Raw genomic sequence first — 17,181 nt, 5'->3', positions numbered from 1 at the left:
GATAAGTGCAAGGATCGCGGTTGCAAGCATGCCCTTGTAGAGCGCGCCCATGATCGACTGGCTGGCGCCGAGCTTGACGAAGAACGTGCCGATGATCGAGGCAATGATGCAGATGCCGCCGATGGCCAACGGAAGCGTCATCATCTTCAACAACATGTCGCTGCCGGCACTGCCGAAGAAGATCGCCGCGAGAATCATGGTGGCGACCGTAGTCACCGCATAGGTCTCGAACAGGTCGGCCGCCATGCCGGCGCAGTCGCCGACATTGTCACCGACATTGTCGGCGATAGTGGCCGGGTTGCGCGGATCGTCTTCCGGGATGCCGGCCTCGACCTTGCCGACCAGATCGCCGCCGACGTCGGCGCCCTTGGTGAAGATGCCGCCGCCGAGACGTGCGAAGATCGAAATCAGCGAAGCGCCGAAGCCGAGCGCCACCAGCGCGTCGACCACGGTGCGGCTGTTGGCGGCAAGGTCCAGGAAGTGGGTGAGATAGGCGAAATAGAGGGTGACGCCGAGCAGCGCCAGACCCGCCACCAGCATGCCGGTGATCGCGCCGGCCTTGAAGGCGAGCTCGAGGCCGCCGGCGAGCGAGGTGGTCGCCGCCTGCGCCGTGCGCACGTTGGCCCGAACCGAGACGTTCATGCCGATGAAGCCGGCCGCGCCCGACAACACCGCGCCGATCAGGAAGCCCACCGCGACCAGCATGCCCAGGAAATAGGCCAGCAGCGCGAAGATCACGATGCCGACGAGCCCGATGGTCATGTACTGGCGCTTGAGATAGGCCTGCGCGCCCTCGCGCACGGCGGCCGCGATCTCCTGCATCCGCGGATTGCCGGCATCGGCCTTCATGACCGAAGCCGTCGCCCAGATGGCGTAAACGATGGAAAGCGCTCCGCAGAGCACAATCGCCCATAATGCTGTCATTGAATCTGCCTCAGATCTTTGATTCTCAACCTACGCCCGATTACCGCGGGAGCGGCGGACGCGTAAAAAGAAGGCCTGCCCTGCCCAAAAGAGCGGCCTTAAATCGGCGGGACCATGCCAAAATCACCTGCCCGGCGCAACGCCGCCGAGACCAAAAAGGACCGATTTCGGCAGGTATTTGGGTGCGATTTCCGGTTTGGCCGTAAATCCCGGCGCGGAAGCGATGTCGCTTCGGAAATCCAATGGATTCGGCGGCCGACCTGGTCCGTACGGCCGCATCGCAGACCGATGCGTAATTCGAATCAAACGGCGCTGTCCCACCATGGTGATGTCGAGGAAACCGGGAGACCGCCGGTCAGAAATGGCTGTAGGACAGCCGCCGCAGCACGATCTCGCCGCCCTGCCCGTCCAGGAATTTCGGAGGCTGCGTGCCGGCCAGAATTGTCCCGATCGGAGTCGCGGCTACGCCGGCCGCGGCAGCAGCTTGCACGAACGCCTCGACGCGATCCTCCGGGATCGCGCAAAGAATCTCGTAGTCGTCGCCGCCCGAGAGGATGGCCTCGATGCCGATGATGGCGCGCGTGAGCAGCGATGCCGCGGGCGTAGACAACGGGACACTAGGCGCATCGATCACGGCGGATACGCCTGATGCCGCGCAGAGTTTCGCCAGATCTCCGGCGAGACCGTCGGAGACATCCATTGCCGCATGCGCGTGATCGCGCAACGTCAGCGCCAGCGCGTTGCGCGGCTGCGGTACGCGATAGCGTCCGGTCACCATCTCCTTCGCCGCGACGTCGCCGGCAAGGGCCGCGGCAAGCGCGCCACCCTTCAGGACATCGAGACCGAGCGCGGCATCGCCGATCGTTCCCGTCACCACGATACGATCGCCAGGTTTCGCGCCGCTGCGATGGACCATCTTGCCCGCGGGCACGCGTCCGAACGCCGTGATCGAGATCATCAGCGGACCCGGCGTGGAAACGGTATCGCCGCCGAGCAGCGGACAGTCGAAGCGGCTTGCATCCTCGCCCAGCCCGCGCGCGAACGCCGTCAGCCAGGCATCGTCGGCTGCGCGCAGCGCCAATGTCAGCACGAAACCGGCCGGGTTGGCGCCCTTCGCTGCGAGATCGGACAGGTTCACGCGCAGCGCCTTGCGCGCGATGGTATCAGGCGGATCGTCGGCCAGAAAATGCACGCCTTCGACGATGGCGTCGGTGGTCACGACGATGTCCTCGCCGCGTGCCTGCAGCACCGCCGCATCGTCGGCGAGCCCGAACGCGCCGGGGTCGGTCGCGAGCGGCTCGAAATAGCGGGCGATGAGGGAGTCTTCGCCGGATGCTGGTTCTTTGCGATTCGTCATAATGTCCGTGCTCGTCCCGCAACATTAACCGTCATTGCGAGCGAAGCGAAGCAATCCATCGCGCAGCAAAGCAAGTGGATTGCTTCGTCGCAAGTGCTCCTCGCAATGACGACTGCTACCCCCGCGAAAACTCGTCGGCGCGGAATTGACGCGCGATCTGGTCGAGCACCGCATTCACCATGCCGGTCTCCTCCGCCTCGACAAAGGCGTGCGCGACGTCGACATATTCCGACACCACGACGCGGCCGGGCACGTCCTTGCGATGTTCCAGTTCGTAGGAACCGGCGCGCAGCACCGCGCGCAGGATGGCGTCGATCCGCTTCAACGGCCAGCCTTTCGACAGCGCCTCGTCGATCATGGGATCGAGCTTGGCCTGGTCGCGCACCACGCCGGCAACCACATCCCTGAAGAACGCGGCCTCTGCCGGCAGATATTTGTCGCCCTCGACCTCGCCGCCCAGCCAATGGCTCTCGAACTCGGCAAAGATGTCGTTGATCCCGGCGCCGGCGATATCCATTTGATAAAGCGCCTGCACCGCGGCGAGCCGTGCCGCGCCGCGCCGGTTGGCTTTCTTCTCGGTACCCTTGGCCGGTTTTGCCTTCTTGGTCTCTGCCATCATCAGGTCCGCGCCAGGCGTCGTTTGATCCGCAGCATCGCCAAGGCCGCGCGCGCGGCGTCGCCGCCCTTGTCGAGTTCGCCGGCACGCGCCCGCGCCCAGGCCTGCGCCTCGGTGTCGACGGTGATGATGCCGTTGCCGAGCGGAAACTTTCGCGCCACCGCGAGGTCCATCAGCGCGCGGGAGGATTCCATCGACACGATCTCGAAATGGATGGTGTCGCCGCGGATCACGCAGCCGAGCGCGATGGCGCAGTCATAGGGCTTTGCGTTTTTCTCGGCGGCATCGAGCGCGATCGCGATCGCCGCGGGGATTTCCAGCGAACCGGGCACGGTGATGATGTCATGCGTGAGGCCGGCGGTCTTCAGCTCCCTGACCGCGCCTTCCAGCAAAGCATCCTGGATGTCGTCATAGAAGCGCGCCTCGACGATCAGCGCCCGCGCGCCTGTGATGTCGGTCCGGTCTTTCAGGGGTGCGCGCCGTGCGTCGGCCATTGTTTCTCATCCGAAAATACCGTCATTGCCGGGCTTCGACCCGGCAATCCATCTCCTTAAGAGGATGGATACGCGGGTCAAGCCCGCGTATGACGAATTGTGGCAAACGGCTACTTCATTTCCGCAAGCCGCGCGGCGTAGCGGGCCATCAGGTCGACTTCGAGATTGACCTCGCTGCCCTGCCGCCAGCCGCTCAGCGTCGTCACATTGAGGGTGTGCGGGATGATCAGCACCGAAAACGCCGTGTCATCGACGGTATTCACCGTCAGCGACACGCCATCCAGCGTTACCGAACCTTTGGCCGCGATGAAGCGCGCCAGTTCGCGGGTGGTGGCAAGCTCGAACCGCGCCATGTCGGGCAGATCGGCGCGCGCAAGGATGCTGGCGATGCCGTCCGCATGGCCGGCGACGATGTGGCCGCCGAGTTCGTCGCCGATCTTCAGCGCGCGCTCCAGATTGAGTCTTGTCCCGGCGGCCCAGTGCTTCGCGGTGGTCATGGCAAGCGTTTCCGCGGCGGCATCGACGTCGAACCAGGTCTTGCCGTCATCGACGCCGGAGGCCACCACGGTGAGGCAGACGCCGTTGCAGGCGATCGAGGCGCCATCGGCGATGGTTGAGCGGTCGTAGCGGCAGGCGATGCGCAGCCGATGCAATTGCCCCTGCGCGGTCGGCTTGAGGCTGACGATTTCGCCGATGTCGGTAACGATGCCGGTGAACATTACGCGCGCTCGTAAATGGTCAGGGTGTCCTTTTGCAGCGTCTCGCTAGCACGTGGCTTGAATGCAGGCGAGCCGGTGAGAACGGAGAGCGGCAATGCGTCCAGGGCCGGGACGCCGTCGGCGCCGATCGGATCAGGACCGCGCAGCAGCCAGACTTCGTCGACGAGGCCGGCCTTGACGAACGAGGCCGCCACCCGCGCGCCGCCTTCCACCAGCAGCCGGGTGATTCCATCAGCGGCAAGCGCATGCAGCACGGCCGGAAGGTCGAGGCCGGGCGGCGGAGCCGATGTGGCGGCGATGCGGATCACCTGCGCCCCGGCCGCGCCGAGCTTCATCGCGGCCGGCGCTTCCGATAGCTCCGAGGTCATCACCCACAGCCTGGTCTCGCGCGCCGAATGCACCAGTTTTGATGTGCCGGGGATGCGAAGCGCCCGATCCAATATCACCCGCACCGGCGAACGCGCTTCCATGCCCGGCAGCCGGCAGGTCAGCAGCGGATCGTCCGCCAGCACCGTGCCGATCCCGACCAGCACGGCGTCGCATTGCGCGCGCAACAGATGCACCCGCGCTTTCGCAGCTTCACCTGTGATAGCGACCGGCTTGTGCCCGACGGCTGCGATCTTGTCGTCGGCGGAGACGGCGAGTTTCAGGATCACATGCGGGCGCTTGTCGCGGACGCGCCGGAAATGTCCGGCATGGTCGTAGGCGGCCTCATCAGCGCAAAGCCCGACATCGACCGCAATGCCGGCGGCGCGGAGTTTTGCGTGGCCTTGGCCCGCCACCAGCGGATTGGGATCCTCGATCGCGGAAACCACACGCGCGATGCCTGCAGCGATGATCGCGTCGGCGCAGGGCGGCGACTTGCCGACATGCGAGCACGGCTCCAGCGTCACATAAAGCGTCGCGCCGCGCGCGGCCTCGCCGGCACGAGCCAACGCCACCGGCTCGGCATGGGGACGGCCGCCGGGTTGGGTCCAGCCGCGGCCGACAATGACGCCGTCCTTGACCACGACCGCGCCGACGGCCGGATTGGGCCAGGTGCGGCCCTGCCCGCGCCGGCCGAGCGTCAGCGCCAGCCTCATGAAGCGCCGGTCGGCTTCTTTCGATTGCTTCGATTTTTCGGCGTACTGGTCTTCCAGGATGCGGAAGATCATTTGCGTAACAGGGCGATCCGCGCGTCGTCGTCGGCCGAGAGTTCGCCGAGCACGGCTTCAAAATCCTTGGCCTCGCGGAAGTTGCGATACACCGAGGCGAAGCGGACATAGGCGACATCGTCGAGCTGGCGCAGATGCTCCATCACGATCTCGCCGATCACTTCGGAGGACACTTCCGCCTCGCCGCCGCTTTCGAGCTCGCGCACGATGGCGGACACCATCTTCTCGACCCTTTCAGGATCGACCGGGCGCTTGCGCAGCGAAACCTGCAGCGAGCGCACCACCTTGTCGCGGTCGAACGGCACCCTGCGACCGTTGCGTTTTATTACCGTGAGCTCGCGCAACTGCACCCGCTCAAACGTCGTAAAGCGGAAATTGCAGGCGACGCAGACCCGCCGCCGCCGGATCACCGCGGAATCCTCGGTCGGACGGGAGTCCTTGACCTGGGTATCGAGACTGTTGCAACTGGGGCAACGCATCCGGCTTAAACCTCATTGATACCAATACGTTACTAATAGATCGGGAAGCGATCGGTGAGCGCCTTGACGCGTTCCTTGACCGCCGCTTCCACCAGTGGCGCCTTGCCGTCCTGCGACTGCGCGATGGCGTTGAGCACTTCGGCGATGAGACCTGCGACCTGCTTGAATTCGGCGATCCCAAAGCCGCGCGTGGTCGTCGCTGGTGTGCCGAGGCGGAGGCCGGAGGTCACGAAAGGCGTCTCGGGATCGAAGGGAATGCCGTTCTTGTTGCAGGTGATCGCCGCGCGCACCAGGGCCTTTTCCGACACGTTGCCTTTGAGGCCCTTCGGCCGGAGATCGACCAGCATCAGATGGTTGTCGGTGCCGCCGGAGACGATGTCGAGGCCGTTGGCGCGGAGAGCTTCCGCCAGCGCCTTGGCATTCTCGACCACGTTCCTGGCGTAGATCTTGAAGTCCGGCCGCAAAGCTTCGGCGAACGCCACGGCTTTCGCCGCGATCACATGCATCAGCGGGCCGCCCTGCAGGCCCGGGAAGACTGCCGAGTTGAATTTTTTCGTCAGCGTCTCGTCGTTCCACAGCAGCAGGCCGCCGCGCGGCCCGCGCAGCGATTTATGGGTGGTGGTGGTGGTGACATGGGCGTGCGGCACCGGAGAAGCATGCACGCCGCCGGCCACGAGACCGGCAAAATGCGCCATGTCGACCATGAAATAGGCGCCGACGTGGTCTGCGATCTCGCGAAAACGCTTGAAATCCCAGGCGCGCGAATAGGCCGAGCCGCCGGCGATGATCAGCTTCGGCTTCACTTCCTCGGCGCGGCGGGCGACCGCATCCATGTCGATGATCTGGTCGTCGCGGCGCACGGTGTAGTGCTGGGCCTTGAACCATTTTCCGGAGATGTTGACGGGCGCGCCGTGGGTGAGATGGCCGCCGGCGGCGAGGTCGAGGCCCATGAAAGTGTCGCCGGGGGCGAGCAGCGCCAAGAATACCGCTTGGTTCATCTGGCTCCCGGAATTCGGCTGCACATTGGCGAAGTTTGCGCCGAACAGTTTTTTGGCGCGATCGATCGCCAGCGTCTCGGCGACGTCGACCCATTCGCAGCCGCCGTAATAGCGGTTGCCCGGATAGCCCTCGGCGTATTTGTTGGTCATCACCGAGCCCTGCGCTTCCAGCACCGCGCGGCTGACGATGTTCTCAGATGCGATCAGCTCGATCTCATGGCGCTGGCGGCCGAGTTCGCCCGCAATCGCAGCGGCGATCTCGGGATCGGCCTCGGCAAGGGTCGCGGTAAAGAACGAGTCGGGCGCGGACGTGGTCTTGATGCTGGTGGCGGAAGGGCTCATCGGCGAAATATCTCCACCGCCGCAAGCCTTTGAGGCGGGGTGCGGACGGTCACAGTTAAAGGCTCGGAAGTGGTTCTGGCGGGATAGCATATCGGGCGGAAATGGCCAAGGGCTTGCGGTAGGAGCCTGATATTTATGCAAGATATGGTGGATGGGGGTCGAGTTCCAGATGCCCCACTCCGCGTCGCCCCGGCCCGGAGCCGGGGCCCATAACCACCGCCGCCAACGGCTTAAAGGCGACCGCCAGCCCGCTCAATGATCACCGCAGCGTATGGGTTCCGACTCAAGGCCGGAACGACGGCTGCTCCGCGAAGATAGTGAAGATTCACGGCTTCGGATGGTCCCAGCCGTCGCTACGACATATTTATCGTACACTTTTATTGTCGACCGTCAGCCTTTTATCGTGTACGAGTAATGCCCGTGAAGATTATTTGGGACCAACCAAAGCGCATCGCGAACATCGTCAAGCACGGCTTGGACTTCGCCGCATTGACCGAGGATTTCTTCGCTGATGCGCTCGTCATTTCGGGCAAGAGCGGTCGTTACCTTGCAATCGGCAAGGACGTGAATGGTGTCATCTCCGTCGTGTTCGTAACCCTCGGTCTTGAGGGAATTTCGGTAATCTCGATGCGTCCCGCCTCAAGAAAAGAAAGAAAGCTCTACAATGCCCAAAGCTAAAACCAGCCGAACCAAACCCGGCTACACCAAAGCGGATATGGGGGCCGTTTCCGATAACCCGGAATGGACGAAGGAGGATTTCGCTCGGGCAAAGCCATTTAGCGAGCTGTTCCCCGAGATGCATGCCAACATCAAGCGATCGCGTGGCCGTCCGAAGGTCGATAAGCCGAAGGAGGCCGTTACCCTTCGCTTGTCACCGGACGTCGTCGAAAAGTTCAAGACGGCAGCTGGCGATGAATGGCGCGCTAGAATGGCGAATGCGCTGGAGCGGGCGAAGGTTAGGTGATCTTCAACCACCTTCGGGGCCTGCATCGACATGAGACACGCAGCCTTGCGCCGTCGCGAATGATCTGATCGGGCGGCGGCCCAGGGCTTGCGGTTCCTGCCCTGTATTTATGCAATATATGGTGGGGACCTGAGGGCAACAAGCCGATTGCGATCCGCCCATGGAGCCAAAATTGCTGGCAGCCCCGCGACCAAGCGGATATGCCGCGTTGCCGATGCCACCGCCGCCCTTGCCCCCTCGCCTGCGGTACCGTGCCGACATCGACGGACTTCGTGCCGTCGCCGTCATCGCGGTCGTGCTCTATCATGCCTTCCCGAAGCTGGTTCCAGGCGGCTTCGTCGGCGTCGATACCTTCTTCGTCATCTCGGGCTATCTGATCACCGGCATCATCATCGAGGGCCTCGATGGCCCGGCGGGATTCAGCTTTCTCGATTTCTATGCCCGCCGCATACGCCGAATATTTCCGGCCCTGATCCTTGTGCTCGCCGCCACGCTCGCGCTGAAGATCTTGCTGCCTTCGGAACTGACCTCACTGGCCAAGAATGCAATCGCCAGCGCCTTCTTCAGCGCCAATTTCATGCTGCTGTCGGAAGCCGGCTACTTCGACATAGCGGCGCATCTCAAACCGTTGTTGCACCTGTGGTCGCTGGGCATCGAGGAGCAGTTTTACCTCGTTTGGCCGCTTGCGCTCTGGCTGACGCCGCGAAACTGGCGAGCCACCGTGATTGCCGTGGTCATCACCGCCTCCTTCGCGCTGAATGTCGCGCTGGTCAGATCCCATCCGCAGGCGACGTTTTATTTGCCGTTGACGCGTGCCTGGGAACTGATGGCGGGCGCGTTGCTGGTGGGCGTCGCCATCAAGAACGGCGGGCTGAGAGAAATCCTTGGTGCGCTCGGCGTCATCTGCGGAATAACGTTCTTCACCTACAGCGACGGGACGGTTTTTCCGGGCTGGGCTGCTCTGGTTCCCGTTCTCGGAGCCGGCCTTACGATTCTCGGCCAGGGCAGCTTCTTCAGCCGCACGATTCTGTCCCACCCGCTTGCCGCCGCAATTGGCCGGATCAGCTATCCGCTCTATCTCTGGCATTGGCCGCTGCTGGTCTTTTTGCGAACCTATCTGTTCCGTCCGCTAACGATGTGGGAATCCCTGCTCGCGATCCTTGCCGCAACGGCGCTTGCCTGGCTGACCTATCACTTCATCGAGCGGCCGATCCGTTCGGGCAGGATGGGCGGCAGCAAAACGGCGCTGGCAGGCATGGCCGCGGTCGCCACGGCCGCCGTCGTCGTCCTCTGGGCGCCGCCCCCGCTTCCAAAGGACATCGCAGCGCTCGTCGACGTTCACCCCGGCGCGCCGGAATCGCGGATCGACCAATGCATGCTCAACAGGGAGTACCAGGATTTTACCCCTGATTGCATCGAGCACAACCGGCCCCTTGTCGCACTGCTGGGCGATTCGATCGCGGGTGCGCTGATGCCGGGGCTAAGAGCCCTGCAGTCACGGGCGCCATTCGGGATCGCCCAGTTGACCGTCTCATCCTGCCAGCCGCTGCTCTCCGCTACGGCCTACAACATGACCGACGCCTGCCTTGGCCGCAACCGTGAGGTCTTTGACCTGCTTGCTGGAGCGCATCCCGATGTCGTCCTGCTGCATGCGCTCTGGCTGGTGACCGGTCCCGACGACTTGCGGCCATCGGTCGACGCGCTGCGCTCGCTTGGGATCAAGCACATCATCATCATCGGACGGGTGCCCGCCTGGTCCGATGGACTGCCGGCGGCCGTCCTGACCTATTATCGAAGGACAGGCAGCGTGCTCCCAGAGCGCACGTCGCTCTTCGTCGATGAGGAAAACGAACTCATGAAAGGCTACGCCGAAACCGCTGGAGTTGAATATGTTTCGGCGAGAGCGGCGTTTTGCGATGCATCCGGCTGTCTCGATCGGATCGGCAACCAGCTTCTGGTCGCCGATCAAGTGCACCTGACACCGGCCGGATCGAAATACCTGATCGACCGCATCGCGCCGGTAATTCTGCGCGATCTCGGGCAGGAAAAGGGACAGGAATAGGCTCGCTTTTTTGCCCGACTTCACCCGATCGTGAAGCATTCCGCCTTCAGCTCGCGCGACCAATCCTTAAGTCACCCCAAAAGGGAGCGAGCCAATGTCCGACGCGGCGGTTCTCCGGCAGAAAGCCGAAATGTTCGAGCAGCGCGCTGACAGCGCGGTTGATCCCGTCTCCAGGCAGCACTATCGGGAGATGGCTGTCCATTACAGGCAGCTCCTGGTCGAGAACCTGGATCAACGATCGCACGAATTGACCGAGTAGCCCTCTGCGCCCAGCGGCGCATTCCGGAATCACGCGCCAGTTCACGTCGCGAACCGGTACGCCCCACCCTTCTCGATCGAGCGCTGGAATGCCGGCCGCGCGTGCATCCGCGCCAGCCAGCCGCTCAGGTTCGGATAGGGCCCTAGCTTGTCGAACACCTTTGCCATCTCGCCGACAAAGCTCATCTGGATATCGGCGCCGGTGAGCGATCGGCCGACGAAGAATTCCCTGCCGCTCAGCGCGCCATCGACATAGCCGAGGTGATTTGCGATTTCGCTGTCGATGCGCGGATGCAGCGGCGCGCCCGCTTCCTTCAACCGCGACACGTAGAGGTTGAGCATCAGCGGCAGCATCGCCGAGCCCTCGGCATAATGCAGCCACTCGTTATAGGTCTCATAGTCGGGGCTGCCGAGGGCGGGCATCATCGCGCCCTTGCCATAGGTGCGGATCAGATAATCCACGATGGCGCCGGACTCCGCGATTCTGACCTCGCCGTCGGCGATGACGGGCGACTTGCCGAGCGGGTGCACCGCGGTCAACTCCGGCGGCGCGAGCCTGGTGGCGGCGTTGCGCTGGTAGCGGGTCATCTCGTAGGGCGCGCCGAGTTCTTCCAGCAGCCAAAGGATTCGCTGCGAGCGGGAGTCGTTGAGGTGATGCAGGGTGAGCATGGGGTTTCCTCGAGAAAATCTCGTCTGCCCGGCTTTGACGGGGGCTTCCAGTAGTCCATGCTATAGCATTTGCGACACCAGCGCTCACGGAGAAACGGATGCCCCTTGTCGAGAACGCCACGATCAGGAAATTGCGCACCGGCGGGATCGCGCTCGGATTTGGCCTGCATCATTTGCGCAGTGCGGCGGCGGGCATGCTCGCGGCCGCGGCCGGGCACGACTGGCTGTTCATCGACATGGAGCACGGCGCGTTCTCGCAGGATGACGTCGCCCAAATCTGCGTCGCGGCGTTGCCGACCGGCATCACCCCGATCGTCCGCATCTGCGCCGGTGCGCTCGATCAAGGCACACGGGCGCTCGATAACGGCGCCGCGGGCGTCATCGTACCGCATGTCGATACGGCCGATCAGGCCCGGCGCATCGCGAGCGCCTTTCGCTATCCGCCTTTGGGGTCGCGGAGCTGGGGCGGACCATCCGCGCTCTACGGCTACAAGACCCCGGGGAGCGCCGAGGCCCAGGCCGCGATCAACCCGGAAATCCTTGTGGTCGCGATGATCGAGAGCGTCGAAGGGCTCGCCAATGCCGAAGCGATTGCCGAAGTGGACGGGATCGACGGATTGCTGATCGGAACCTCCGACCTCACGGCGGAGATGGGGATATCCGGACAAATCCTGCACCCTCGCGTGGAGGAAGCCTACCGCAGCGTCGGCGCAGCCTGCCGCAAGGCGGGCAAGTTCCTCGGCATGGGCGGCGTCTACGAGTTGGACGCCATGAAGCGCTACGCTGATCTGGGCGCGCATTTCATCCTGACGGGATCGGATCACGCCTACATTCTGGCCGGCGCCAATCTCCGTTCGGCTTTCTTCAGGAAGGTCGAAGCCGAGCGCGGGGCGCAGTAAAGCCTGGCGCGTGCGGCTCGCCTCTCACAGCCCCGTAAACCCGGCCTTCACCGGATCGCTGGAGCCGTCGAGTTCGCGCAGGTAGGTCAGCCCGCACACGGTCAGCCGGTGCATGTCCTTCTCGCCGGCCTCGAACAGCGTGGCGACGTAGTCCGTCACTTTCGTCCGCGCTTCCGCGCTCGCGGCGGCGGTGCGGTTCATCAGGAGATCGTAGGTCATCATGATGCGATCGATGGCGGGTTCCATGAGATCCTCTTCAGGACGTGATGAGCGTTGCGGCTTCGAATTGGACGATCGCCTTGTTGGCGAGCTTGAGCTTGTTCATTTCGCCGCGCTGAAACATCTCGACAATGATCTGCAGCAGCCGCTCATTGGTGACGAAGGTATCGGCGATGGCGCCGGAACGGCGCAGGTAATTGGAGGCGATGGCGTAGGCGTCGCCGACCGCCTCGACATTCAGCACCCGCAATCCGCGCTCGACCAGCATGGTCTTCTTCCCTCCGGTACGGGCGGATAATCCCGCCGGCGGGCAAAAGTTCCATTTTGGGAAACCGGATTTTGCGCCCTCTTGAAGAACCTTAAAAAAGCAAAGCGCACCGGTCCGGGAAAAGCCGGGCCGATGCGCCTGGGGAAGTGTCTCTTGATCGAGTGGCTGCCGGTCTTTTGAAACGGCCGGCTTGGCCGAAAACCTCAGAGCCGATACAGGATCTGGTCGGTCCAGAACCGCTCGAGCCGGTGCAGCGACTTGTTCAGCGTCGCGAACTCCTCGTTCGAGATGCCGCCGACCTGCTCCACCGTCTTGACGTGCTTCTGGTACAGCGCCTCGACGATCTTGCGGATCTCCTGGCCCTGCGTGGTCAGGCGGATGCGCACCGAGCGGCGATCGACGCGCGAGCGCTGATGATCGAGGAAGCCGAGTTCGACCAGCTTCTTCAGATTGTAGGAGACGTTGGAGCCGAGATAGTAACCGCGCGTGCGCAACTCGCCCGCGGTCAGCTCCTTGTCGCCGATGTTATAGAGCAGCAATGCCTGCACCGAATTGATGTCGGCGCGGCCGCGGCGATCGAATTCATCCTTGATGACGTCGAGCAGGCGGCGATGCAGCCGCTCCACCAAGGTCAACGCTTCGAGATAGAGCGGCTGCACCGGAGCTTGCCCCGGAGCGCGTTCAGCGGTCTCCACCGCCGTCGCAACGGCTTTCATCATGACACTTCCCCTGCTGTCGTTTTTATCGACTTATTCGACGAAACTTTGGTCCCGTCTGATAGCCTCAACTTAAGCGGGGCGTTTGAAGATCAGCTTAAACAAGACAATAAAGAGATCATGAATTTAAGACAGTAAATTGCGGATTAAGCCCGCAATATAAGGGTTTTTCGCAACGTTTCATTGAGGCTGAAGCGCCCCTGTTCACGCTTCGTCTTTTGAGCTGTCGCATATGGGAACAGGAGAGCTCAAATTCGAAACGTCGCCGTAACAGGTGTGACCGGCGCGTTTAAGGTGACCGAAAAGTTACCGGGATATTTGCGGAAAAACTCCGGACTTCATCCGGAGAGTCTGACTCGAAATGCAGCCACTAAAATCGGCGGCTATACAAACCCCGTCATGCCCGGGCTTGTCCCGGGCATCCACGTCTTCACAGACGTCGCAGCAAGAAAGACGTGGATGGCCGGGACAAGCCCGGCCATGACGAAGAAAGCGATTCGCTCTCGGACACCAAGAGGGTCCGAAAATGCTGGCTGCATTTTTCGGTCAGGCTCTCAGGATGAGGCCTTTGTTATGGCGGACGTTCGCGCGCGGCCATCCACGCCAGCGCCAGATAGCCGGCGAGCATCAGCGCTTCCACCGCCACCACCGTGAGGCTGCCGCCGTAGATTCCCGGAAACATCAGCTCGATCACCGCCATCGACACCACGGTGGTCAGCCACACCACCGCGCCCCAGGGCGTTGCGAGCCAGAGTCCGACGGCTGCGACCAGTTCGATGACCGCGAAATAGATGGTCGCGGTCTGCCACGCCATCGACTGGTTCTCGAAGGCGTCTTCCTCGCCGCCGATGAAGCCCGTGACCTGCGCCCAGTGATAGAGACCCTTGATCACCGAAAACACCGCCATGATGCGCAGGAACAGCACCAGCCGCCGGGTCCAGACGTTGTCGTCGCTCTCGATCCGCTCCGACGAGATCGCCGCCACCGACATGGCATTGTCCCGCGAGGTCTCGCGCGAGGGGGTTTCAGACATCCGGATCGCTCATGTTCGGGCGGCATTCTCCGTGGACAGCACTCATGGCCCCTCGGCGCGGCAAAATCAATCGGCCGTTGCGGCAGGTCAAGGCCGCGGTGACGGGCGCCCTGCAAGGTGCTAGGGTCGGATTCTGCCGCAGGAGAGATGCAAAATGGCGATCAAATTCGGGCGTCCGATCGAAATGCGCGACACGCCGCGGCATCCGGCTGCGGTTTCCGCCTTCTCCCTCGAGCTTTCGGTCCGCCCGCGCCGCAACCGCAAGGCGGAATGGGCGCGGCGGATGGTGCGGGAGAACGTGCTGACAACGGACGACCTGATCTGGCCGCTGTTCGTGGCCGACGGCCACGGCAAGCGCACGAAGGTCACCTCGATGCCCGGCGTGGAACGGCTTTCCGTCGATCAGGCGGTGCGCGAGGCCGAGCGTGCCATGAAGCTGAACATCCCCTGCATCGCGCTGTTTCCCTATACCGATCCCGCCCTGCGCGACGAGGACGGCTCTGAGGCGCTCAATGCCGACAATCTCGTCTGCAAATCGGTGCGCGCGATCAAGGAGGAATTTCCCGACATCGGCCTGCTCTGCGACGTCGCGCTCGATCCCTACACCAGCCATGGCCATGATGGATTGATGGCCGACGGCACGATCCTCAACGACGAGACGGTCGCGGTGCTGGTGCGGCAAGCGTTGGTGCAGGCCGAGGCCGGCTGCGACATCATCGCACCGTCGGACATGATGGACGGCCGGGTCGGCGCGATCCGGCAGGGGCTGGATGCGGCCGGCTTCCTCGACGTGCAGATCATGGCCTATGCCGCGAAATACGCCTCCGCCTTCTACGGCCCGTTCCGCGATGCCGTAGGCTCCGCGAAGACGCTGACCGGCGACAAGCGCACCTATCAGATGGACAGCGCCAATTCCGACGAGGCGCTGCGCGAGGTCGAACTCGACATCGCCGAGGGCGCCGACATGGTGATGGTGAAGCCGGGCATGCCCTATCTCGACGTGCTGCGGCGGGTCAAGGACACGTTCGGGATGCCGACCTTTGCCTACCAGGTCTCCGGCGAATACGCGATGATCGCGGCGGCCAGCGCCAATGGCTGGATCGACGGCGAACGGGCCATGATGGAAAGCCTGCTCGCCTTCAAGCGCGCCGGCGCCGACGGGATCTTGACGTATTTTGCGGCGCAGGCGGCGGAGAAGCTGAAGGCGGAGAAGTAGGCACTAGCGTGTTCGCACCGACCTCTCCACGTCATTGCGAGCGCAGCGAAGCAATCCATCTCTCCGCTTGTTGTGGCATGGATTGCTTCGCTGCGCTCGCAATGACGGTAGGGTATAGCCTTCGTCCCCGGAATCGCCCGAATGTTTCCGCCAGTTAATGATCCTTAGGGTCTTGCGCCTACGAAGCCGGTTCCCATGTCCTGATCGGGAATGCACAGTCGGGAGGACTGATCATGTCGTATAGCGGTTCGGGCAATAGCGGCGGGGCCTGGCGCGGCGGCGGGGCGCCGAATGTTCCGCCGGATGCGTTCGATCCGTGGACGCAGCCGGAATTGTTTCGCGGCGTGCTGACGCGGCGGGTGTTCGCGTTCCTGATCGACCTCGTGGTGCTCTCGGTGCCCGTGATCTTCGGCTACCTGTTCATCGCCGTATTCGGCCTGATCACGCTGGGCCTCGGCTGGGCGCTGTTCTGGCTGGCGTGGCCGGCCACGGTGGTCTGGGCGGTGGTATATTACGGCGCAAGCATCGGCGGACCGCATTCGGCCACCATCGGCATGCGCGTGATGGATCTGGAGCTGCGCACCTGGTACGGCGCGCCCGGCTACTTCGTGCTCGGCGCCACCCATGCCGTGCTGTTCTGGGTGTCGATCTCGTTCCTGACGCCGCTGGTGCTGCTGGTCGGGCTGCTCAACAGCCGCCGCCGGCTGCTGCACGACATCGTGCTGGGAACCGTGGTTATCAACAGCTCGGTCCGTAACCCCGTGGCGCAACCGGCGCGGACCTTCTGAGTCCGGCCAAAGCGTTTGATCCCCTGGTCAAACGGATTGACCATCAGCCTCCGCGGCGCGATGCTATCTGCCCGATGCTTCGGAGGCTGACCCGATCCCGTGACCCAGCATTCGCGCGACACCCCGCAATTCTACCTGACGGCGCCCTCGCCCTGCCCGTATCTGCCGGGCCGGCACGAGCGCAAGGTGTTCACGCATCTGGTCGGCGACAAGGCCGGCGACCTCAACGACCTGCTCACCCATGGCGGCTTCCGGCGCAGCCAGTCGATCGCCTACCGCCCGGCCTGCGACCAATGCCGCGCCTGCGTTTCGGTTCGCGTCGTCGCCAACGAGTTCCGGCCCTCGCGCAATTTCAGAAAGATTCTCGCGCGCAACGCCGACATATCAGGCGAGCAGCGCAGCGCGGTGCCGACCTCCGAGCAATATTCGGTATTCCGCGCCTATCTCGACCAGCGCCATCGCCATGGCGGCATGGCCGACATGACCGTGCTGGATTACGCGATGATGGTGGAGGACAGCCACGTCGAAACCCGCATCATCGAATATCGCCGCCGCGGCGTAGATACCAGCGTCACCGGCCGCGGCGAGGACCTGCTGGCGGTGGCGCTGACCGACGTGCTCAGCGACGGGCTGTCGATGGTGTATTCGTTCTTCGAGCCGGAGGAGGAAAGCCGTTCGCTCGGCACCTTCATGATCCTCGACCACATCGCCCGGGCCCGGCGGCAGGGCCTGCCTTACGTCTATCTCGGCTACTGGATCGAAGGCTCCAAGAAGATGGACTACAAGGGCCGTTTCCTGCCGCAGCAGCGGCTTGCGCCCTCCGGCTGGCTGCGCATCGAGGCTTCAGGCGATCTGGCGAGCGAGCCGCAGGATTGAATGCCTCATCCTGAGGAGCCGCGCGCAGCGCGGCGTCTCGAAGGATCGGGAGCATCGCGGCCTCATGGTTCGAGACGCGCGCAGGTACGCGCTCCTCACCATGAGGGTTGAGACCTCACCCCATCGCATA

Annotated in this window: 21 protein-coding genes; 8 read left to right on the top strand and 13 right to left on the bottom strand. The window is 63.5% G+C overall.

Annotated features, from left to right (window positions below):
• The 8 genes from VK804_RS07630 to glyA form a co-directional block, all read right to left on the bottom strand.
• Positions 1–924, bottom strand: a 924-nt coding sequence (locus tag VK804_RS07630) for a sodium/proton-translocating pyrophosphatase (RefSeq protein WP_325369512.1), incomplete at its 3' end; no start/stop codon positions are given.
• Between the two features lie 355 nt (positions 925–1,279).
• Positions 1,280–2,281, bottom strand: a complete 1,002-nt coding sequence (gene thiL, locus VK804_RS07625; protein ID WP_325369510.1) for a thiamine-phosphate kinase — start codon at positions 2,279–2,281, stop codon at positions 1,280–1,282.
• A 115-nt stretch (positions 2,282–2,396) separates the two neighbouring features.
• Positions 2,397–2,897: a transcription antitermination factor NusB gene (gene nusB / locus VK804_RS07620; protein ID WP_325369514.1), complete on the bottom strand. Its 501-nt coding sequence runs from the start codon at positions 2,895–2,897 to the stop codon at positions 2,397–2,399.
• 2 nt (positions 2,898–2,899) lie between these two features.
• Positions 2,900–3,391, bottom strand: coding sequence for a 6,7-dimethyl-8-ribityllumazine synthase (ribH, locus tag VK804_RS07615; protein ID WP_325369508.1), 492 nt, complete (start codon positions 3,389–3,391; stop codon positions 2,900–2,902).
• Between the two features lie 110 nt (positions 3,392–3,501).
• On the bottom strand, positions 3,502–4,110 hold the full coding sequence (locus VK804_RS07610; protein WP_325369506.1) for a riboflavin synthase: 609 nt from the start codon (positions 4,108–4,110) through the stop codon (positions 3,502–3,504).
• Positions 4,110–5,264: a bifunctional diaminohydroxyphosphoribosylaminopyrimidine deaminase/5-amino-6-(5-phosphoribosylamino)uracil reductase RibD gene (gene ribD, locus VK804_RS07605; protein ID WP_325369504.1), complete on the bottom strand. Its 1,155-nt coding sequence runs from the start codon at positions 5,262–5,264 to the stop codon at positions 4,110–4,112. The genes VK804_RS07610 and ribD overlap by 1 nt, the downstream gene beginning before the upstream one ends.
• Positions 5,261–5,743 carry a transcriptional regulator NrdR gene (nrdR, locus tag VK804_RS07600; RefSeq protein ID WP_325369502.1) on the bottom strand — a complete coding sequence of 161 codons (483 nt, stop codon included), beginning with the start codon at positions 5,741–5,743 and terminating at the stop codon, positions 5,261–5,263. The genes ribD and nrdR overlap by 4 nt, the downstream gene beginning before the upstream one ends.
• 32 nt (positions 5,744–5,775) lie before the next feature.
• Entirely contained in the window at positions 5,776–7,083 is a 1,308-nt protein-coding gene (glyA, locus tag VK804_RS07595; RefSeq protein ID WP_325369500.1) for a serine hydroxymethyltransferase, read from the bottom strand.
• Positions 7,084–7,503: 420 nt separating this feature from the next.
• On the opposite strand from glyA, the gene VK804_RS07590 reads away from it, so the two are divergent.
• The 4 genes from VK804_RS07590 to VK804_RS07575 all read left to right on the top strand — a co-directional run bounded on the left by VK804_RS07590 (position 7,504) and on the right by VK804_RS07575 (position 10,368).
• Positions 7,504–7,761 carry a BrnT family toxin gene (locus VK804_RS07590; protein ID WP_325369498.1) on the top strand — a complete coding sequence of 86 codons (258 nt, stop codon included), beginning with the start codon at positions 7,504–7,506 and terminating at the stop codon, positions 7,759–7,761.
• The gene (locus VK804_RS07585) at positions 7,748–8,047 is read left to right on the top strand and encodes a BrnA antitoxin family protein (protein WP_325369496.1); all 300 of its coding nucleotides are present in this window, start codon (positions 7,748–7,750) and stop codon (positions 8,045–8,047) included. Before VK804_RS07590 ends, VK804_RS07585 begins: the two co-directional genes overlap by 14 nt.
• A 160-nt stretch (positions 8,048–8,207) precedes the next feature.
• Entirely contained in the window at positions 8,208–10,109 is a 1,902-nt protein-coding gene (locus VK804_RS07580; RefSeq protein WP_325369494.1) for an acyltransferase family protein, read from the top strand.
• A 94-nt stretch (positions 10,110–10,203) separates the two neighbouring features.
• Positions 10,204–10,368, top strand: a complete 165-nt coding sequence (locus VK804_RS07575) for a hypothetical protein (RefSeq protein ID WP_325369492.1) — start codon at positions 10,204–10,206, stop codon at positions 10,366–10,368.
• A gap of 41 nt (positions 10,369–10,409) precedes the next feature.
• On the opposite strand, the gene VK804_RS07570 is transcribed toward VK804_RS07575, so the two are convergent.
• Positions 10,410–11,036 (bottom strand): glutathione S-transferase, encoded by a 627-nt coding sequence (locus VK804_RS07570; RefSeq protein ID WP_325369490.1) that lies wholly within the window; start codon positions 11,034–11,036, stop codon positions 10,410–10,412.
• Between the two features lie 98 nt (positions 11,037–11,134).
• Between VK804_RS07570 and VK804_RS07565 the strand changes: the two genes are divergently transcribed.
• On the top strand, positions 11,135–11,935 hold the full coding sequence (locus VK804_RS07565; RefSeq protein ID WP_325369488.1) for an HpcH/HpaI aldolase family protein: 801 nt from the start codon (positions 11,135–11,137) through the stop codon (positions 11,933–11,935).
• A 24-nt stretch (positions 11,936–11,959) separates the two neighbouring features.
• Here the strand turns inward: VK804_RS07565 and VK804_RS07560 are convergent, their stop codons facing one another.
• The 4 genes from VK804_RS07560 to VK804_RS07545 form a co-directional block, all read right to left on the bottom strand.
• Positions 11,960–12,181, bottom strand: a complete 222-nt coding sequence (locus VK804_RS07560) for a hypothetical protein (RefSeq protein ID WP_325369486.1) — start codon at positions 12,179–12,181, stop codon at positions 11,960–11,962.
• A gap of 10 nt (positions 12,182–12,191) precedes the next feature.
• Positions 12,192–12,422 (bottom strand): hypothetical protein, encoded by a 231-nt coding sequence (locus VK804_RS07555; protein WP_325369484.1) that lies wholly within the window; start codon positions 12,420–12,422, stop codon positions 12,192–12,194.
• A gap of 203 nt (positions 12,423–12,625) precedes the next feature.
• Complete coding sequence (gene ldtR, locus VK804_RS07550; RefSeq protein ID WP_325369482.1) at positions 12,626–13,141, bottom strand: transcriptional regulator LdtR; 516 nt, start codon at positions 13,139–13,141, stop codon at positions 12,626–12,628.
• A gap of 568 nt (positions 13,142–13,709) precedes the next feature.
• The gene (locus VK804_RS07545) at positions 13,710–14,171 is read right to left on the bottom strand and encodes a DUF6163 family protein (protein WP_325369480.1); all 462 of its coding nucleotides are present in this window, start codon (positions 14,169–14,171) and stop codon (positions 13,710–13,712) included.
• Between the two features lie 154 nt (positions 14,172–14,325).
• Here VK804_RS07545 and hemB point away from each other — a divergent pair, with 154 nt between their 5' ends.
• From hemB to VK804_RS07530, 3 genes are all read left to right on the top strand, one after another.
• Positions 14,326–15,387, top strand: coding sequence for a porphobilinogen synthase (gene hemB, locus VK804_RS07540; RefSeq protein WP_325369478.1), 1,062 nt, complete (start codon positions 14,326–14,328; stop codon positions 15,385–15,387).
• Between the two features lie 233 nt (positions 15,388–15,620).
• Positions 15,621–16,175 (top strand): RDD family protein, encoded by a 555-nt coding sequence (locus VK804_RS07535; RefSeq protein ID WP_325369476.1) that lies wholly within the window; start codon positions 15,621–15,623, stop codon positions 16,173–16,175.
• Between the two features lie 99 nt (positions 16,176–16,274).
• Positions 16,275–17,051 carry an arginyltransferase gene (locus VK804_RS07530; protein ID WP_325369473.1) on the top strand — a complete coding sequence of 259 codons (777 nt, stop codon included), beginning with the start codon at positions 16,275–16,277 and terminating at the stop codon, positions 17,049–17,051.
• Positions 17,052–17,181: the final 130 nt, after the last annotated feature.

Origin of the sequence: Bradyrhizobium sp. (genome assembly GCF_035484855.1) — a bacterium.
Taxonomy (GTDB): Bacteria; Pseudomonadota; Alphaproteobacteria; order Rhizobiales; family Xanthobacteraceae; genus Bradyrhizobium.
This window is presented reverse-complemented; position numbering and strand designations above follow the sequence as displayed.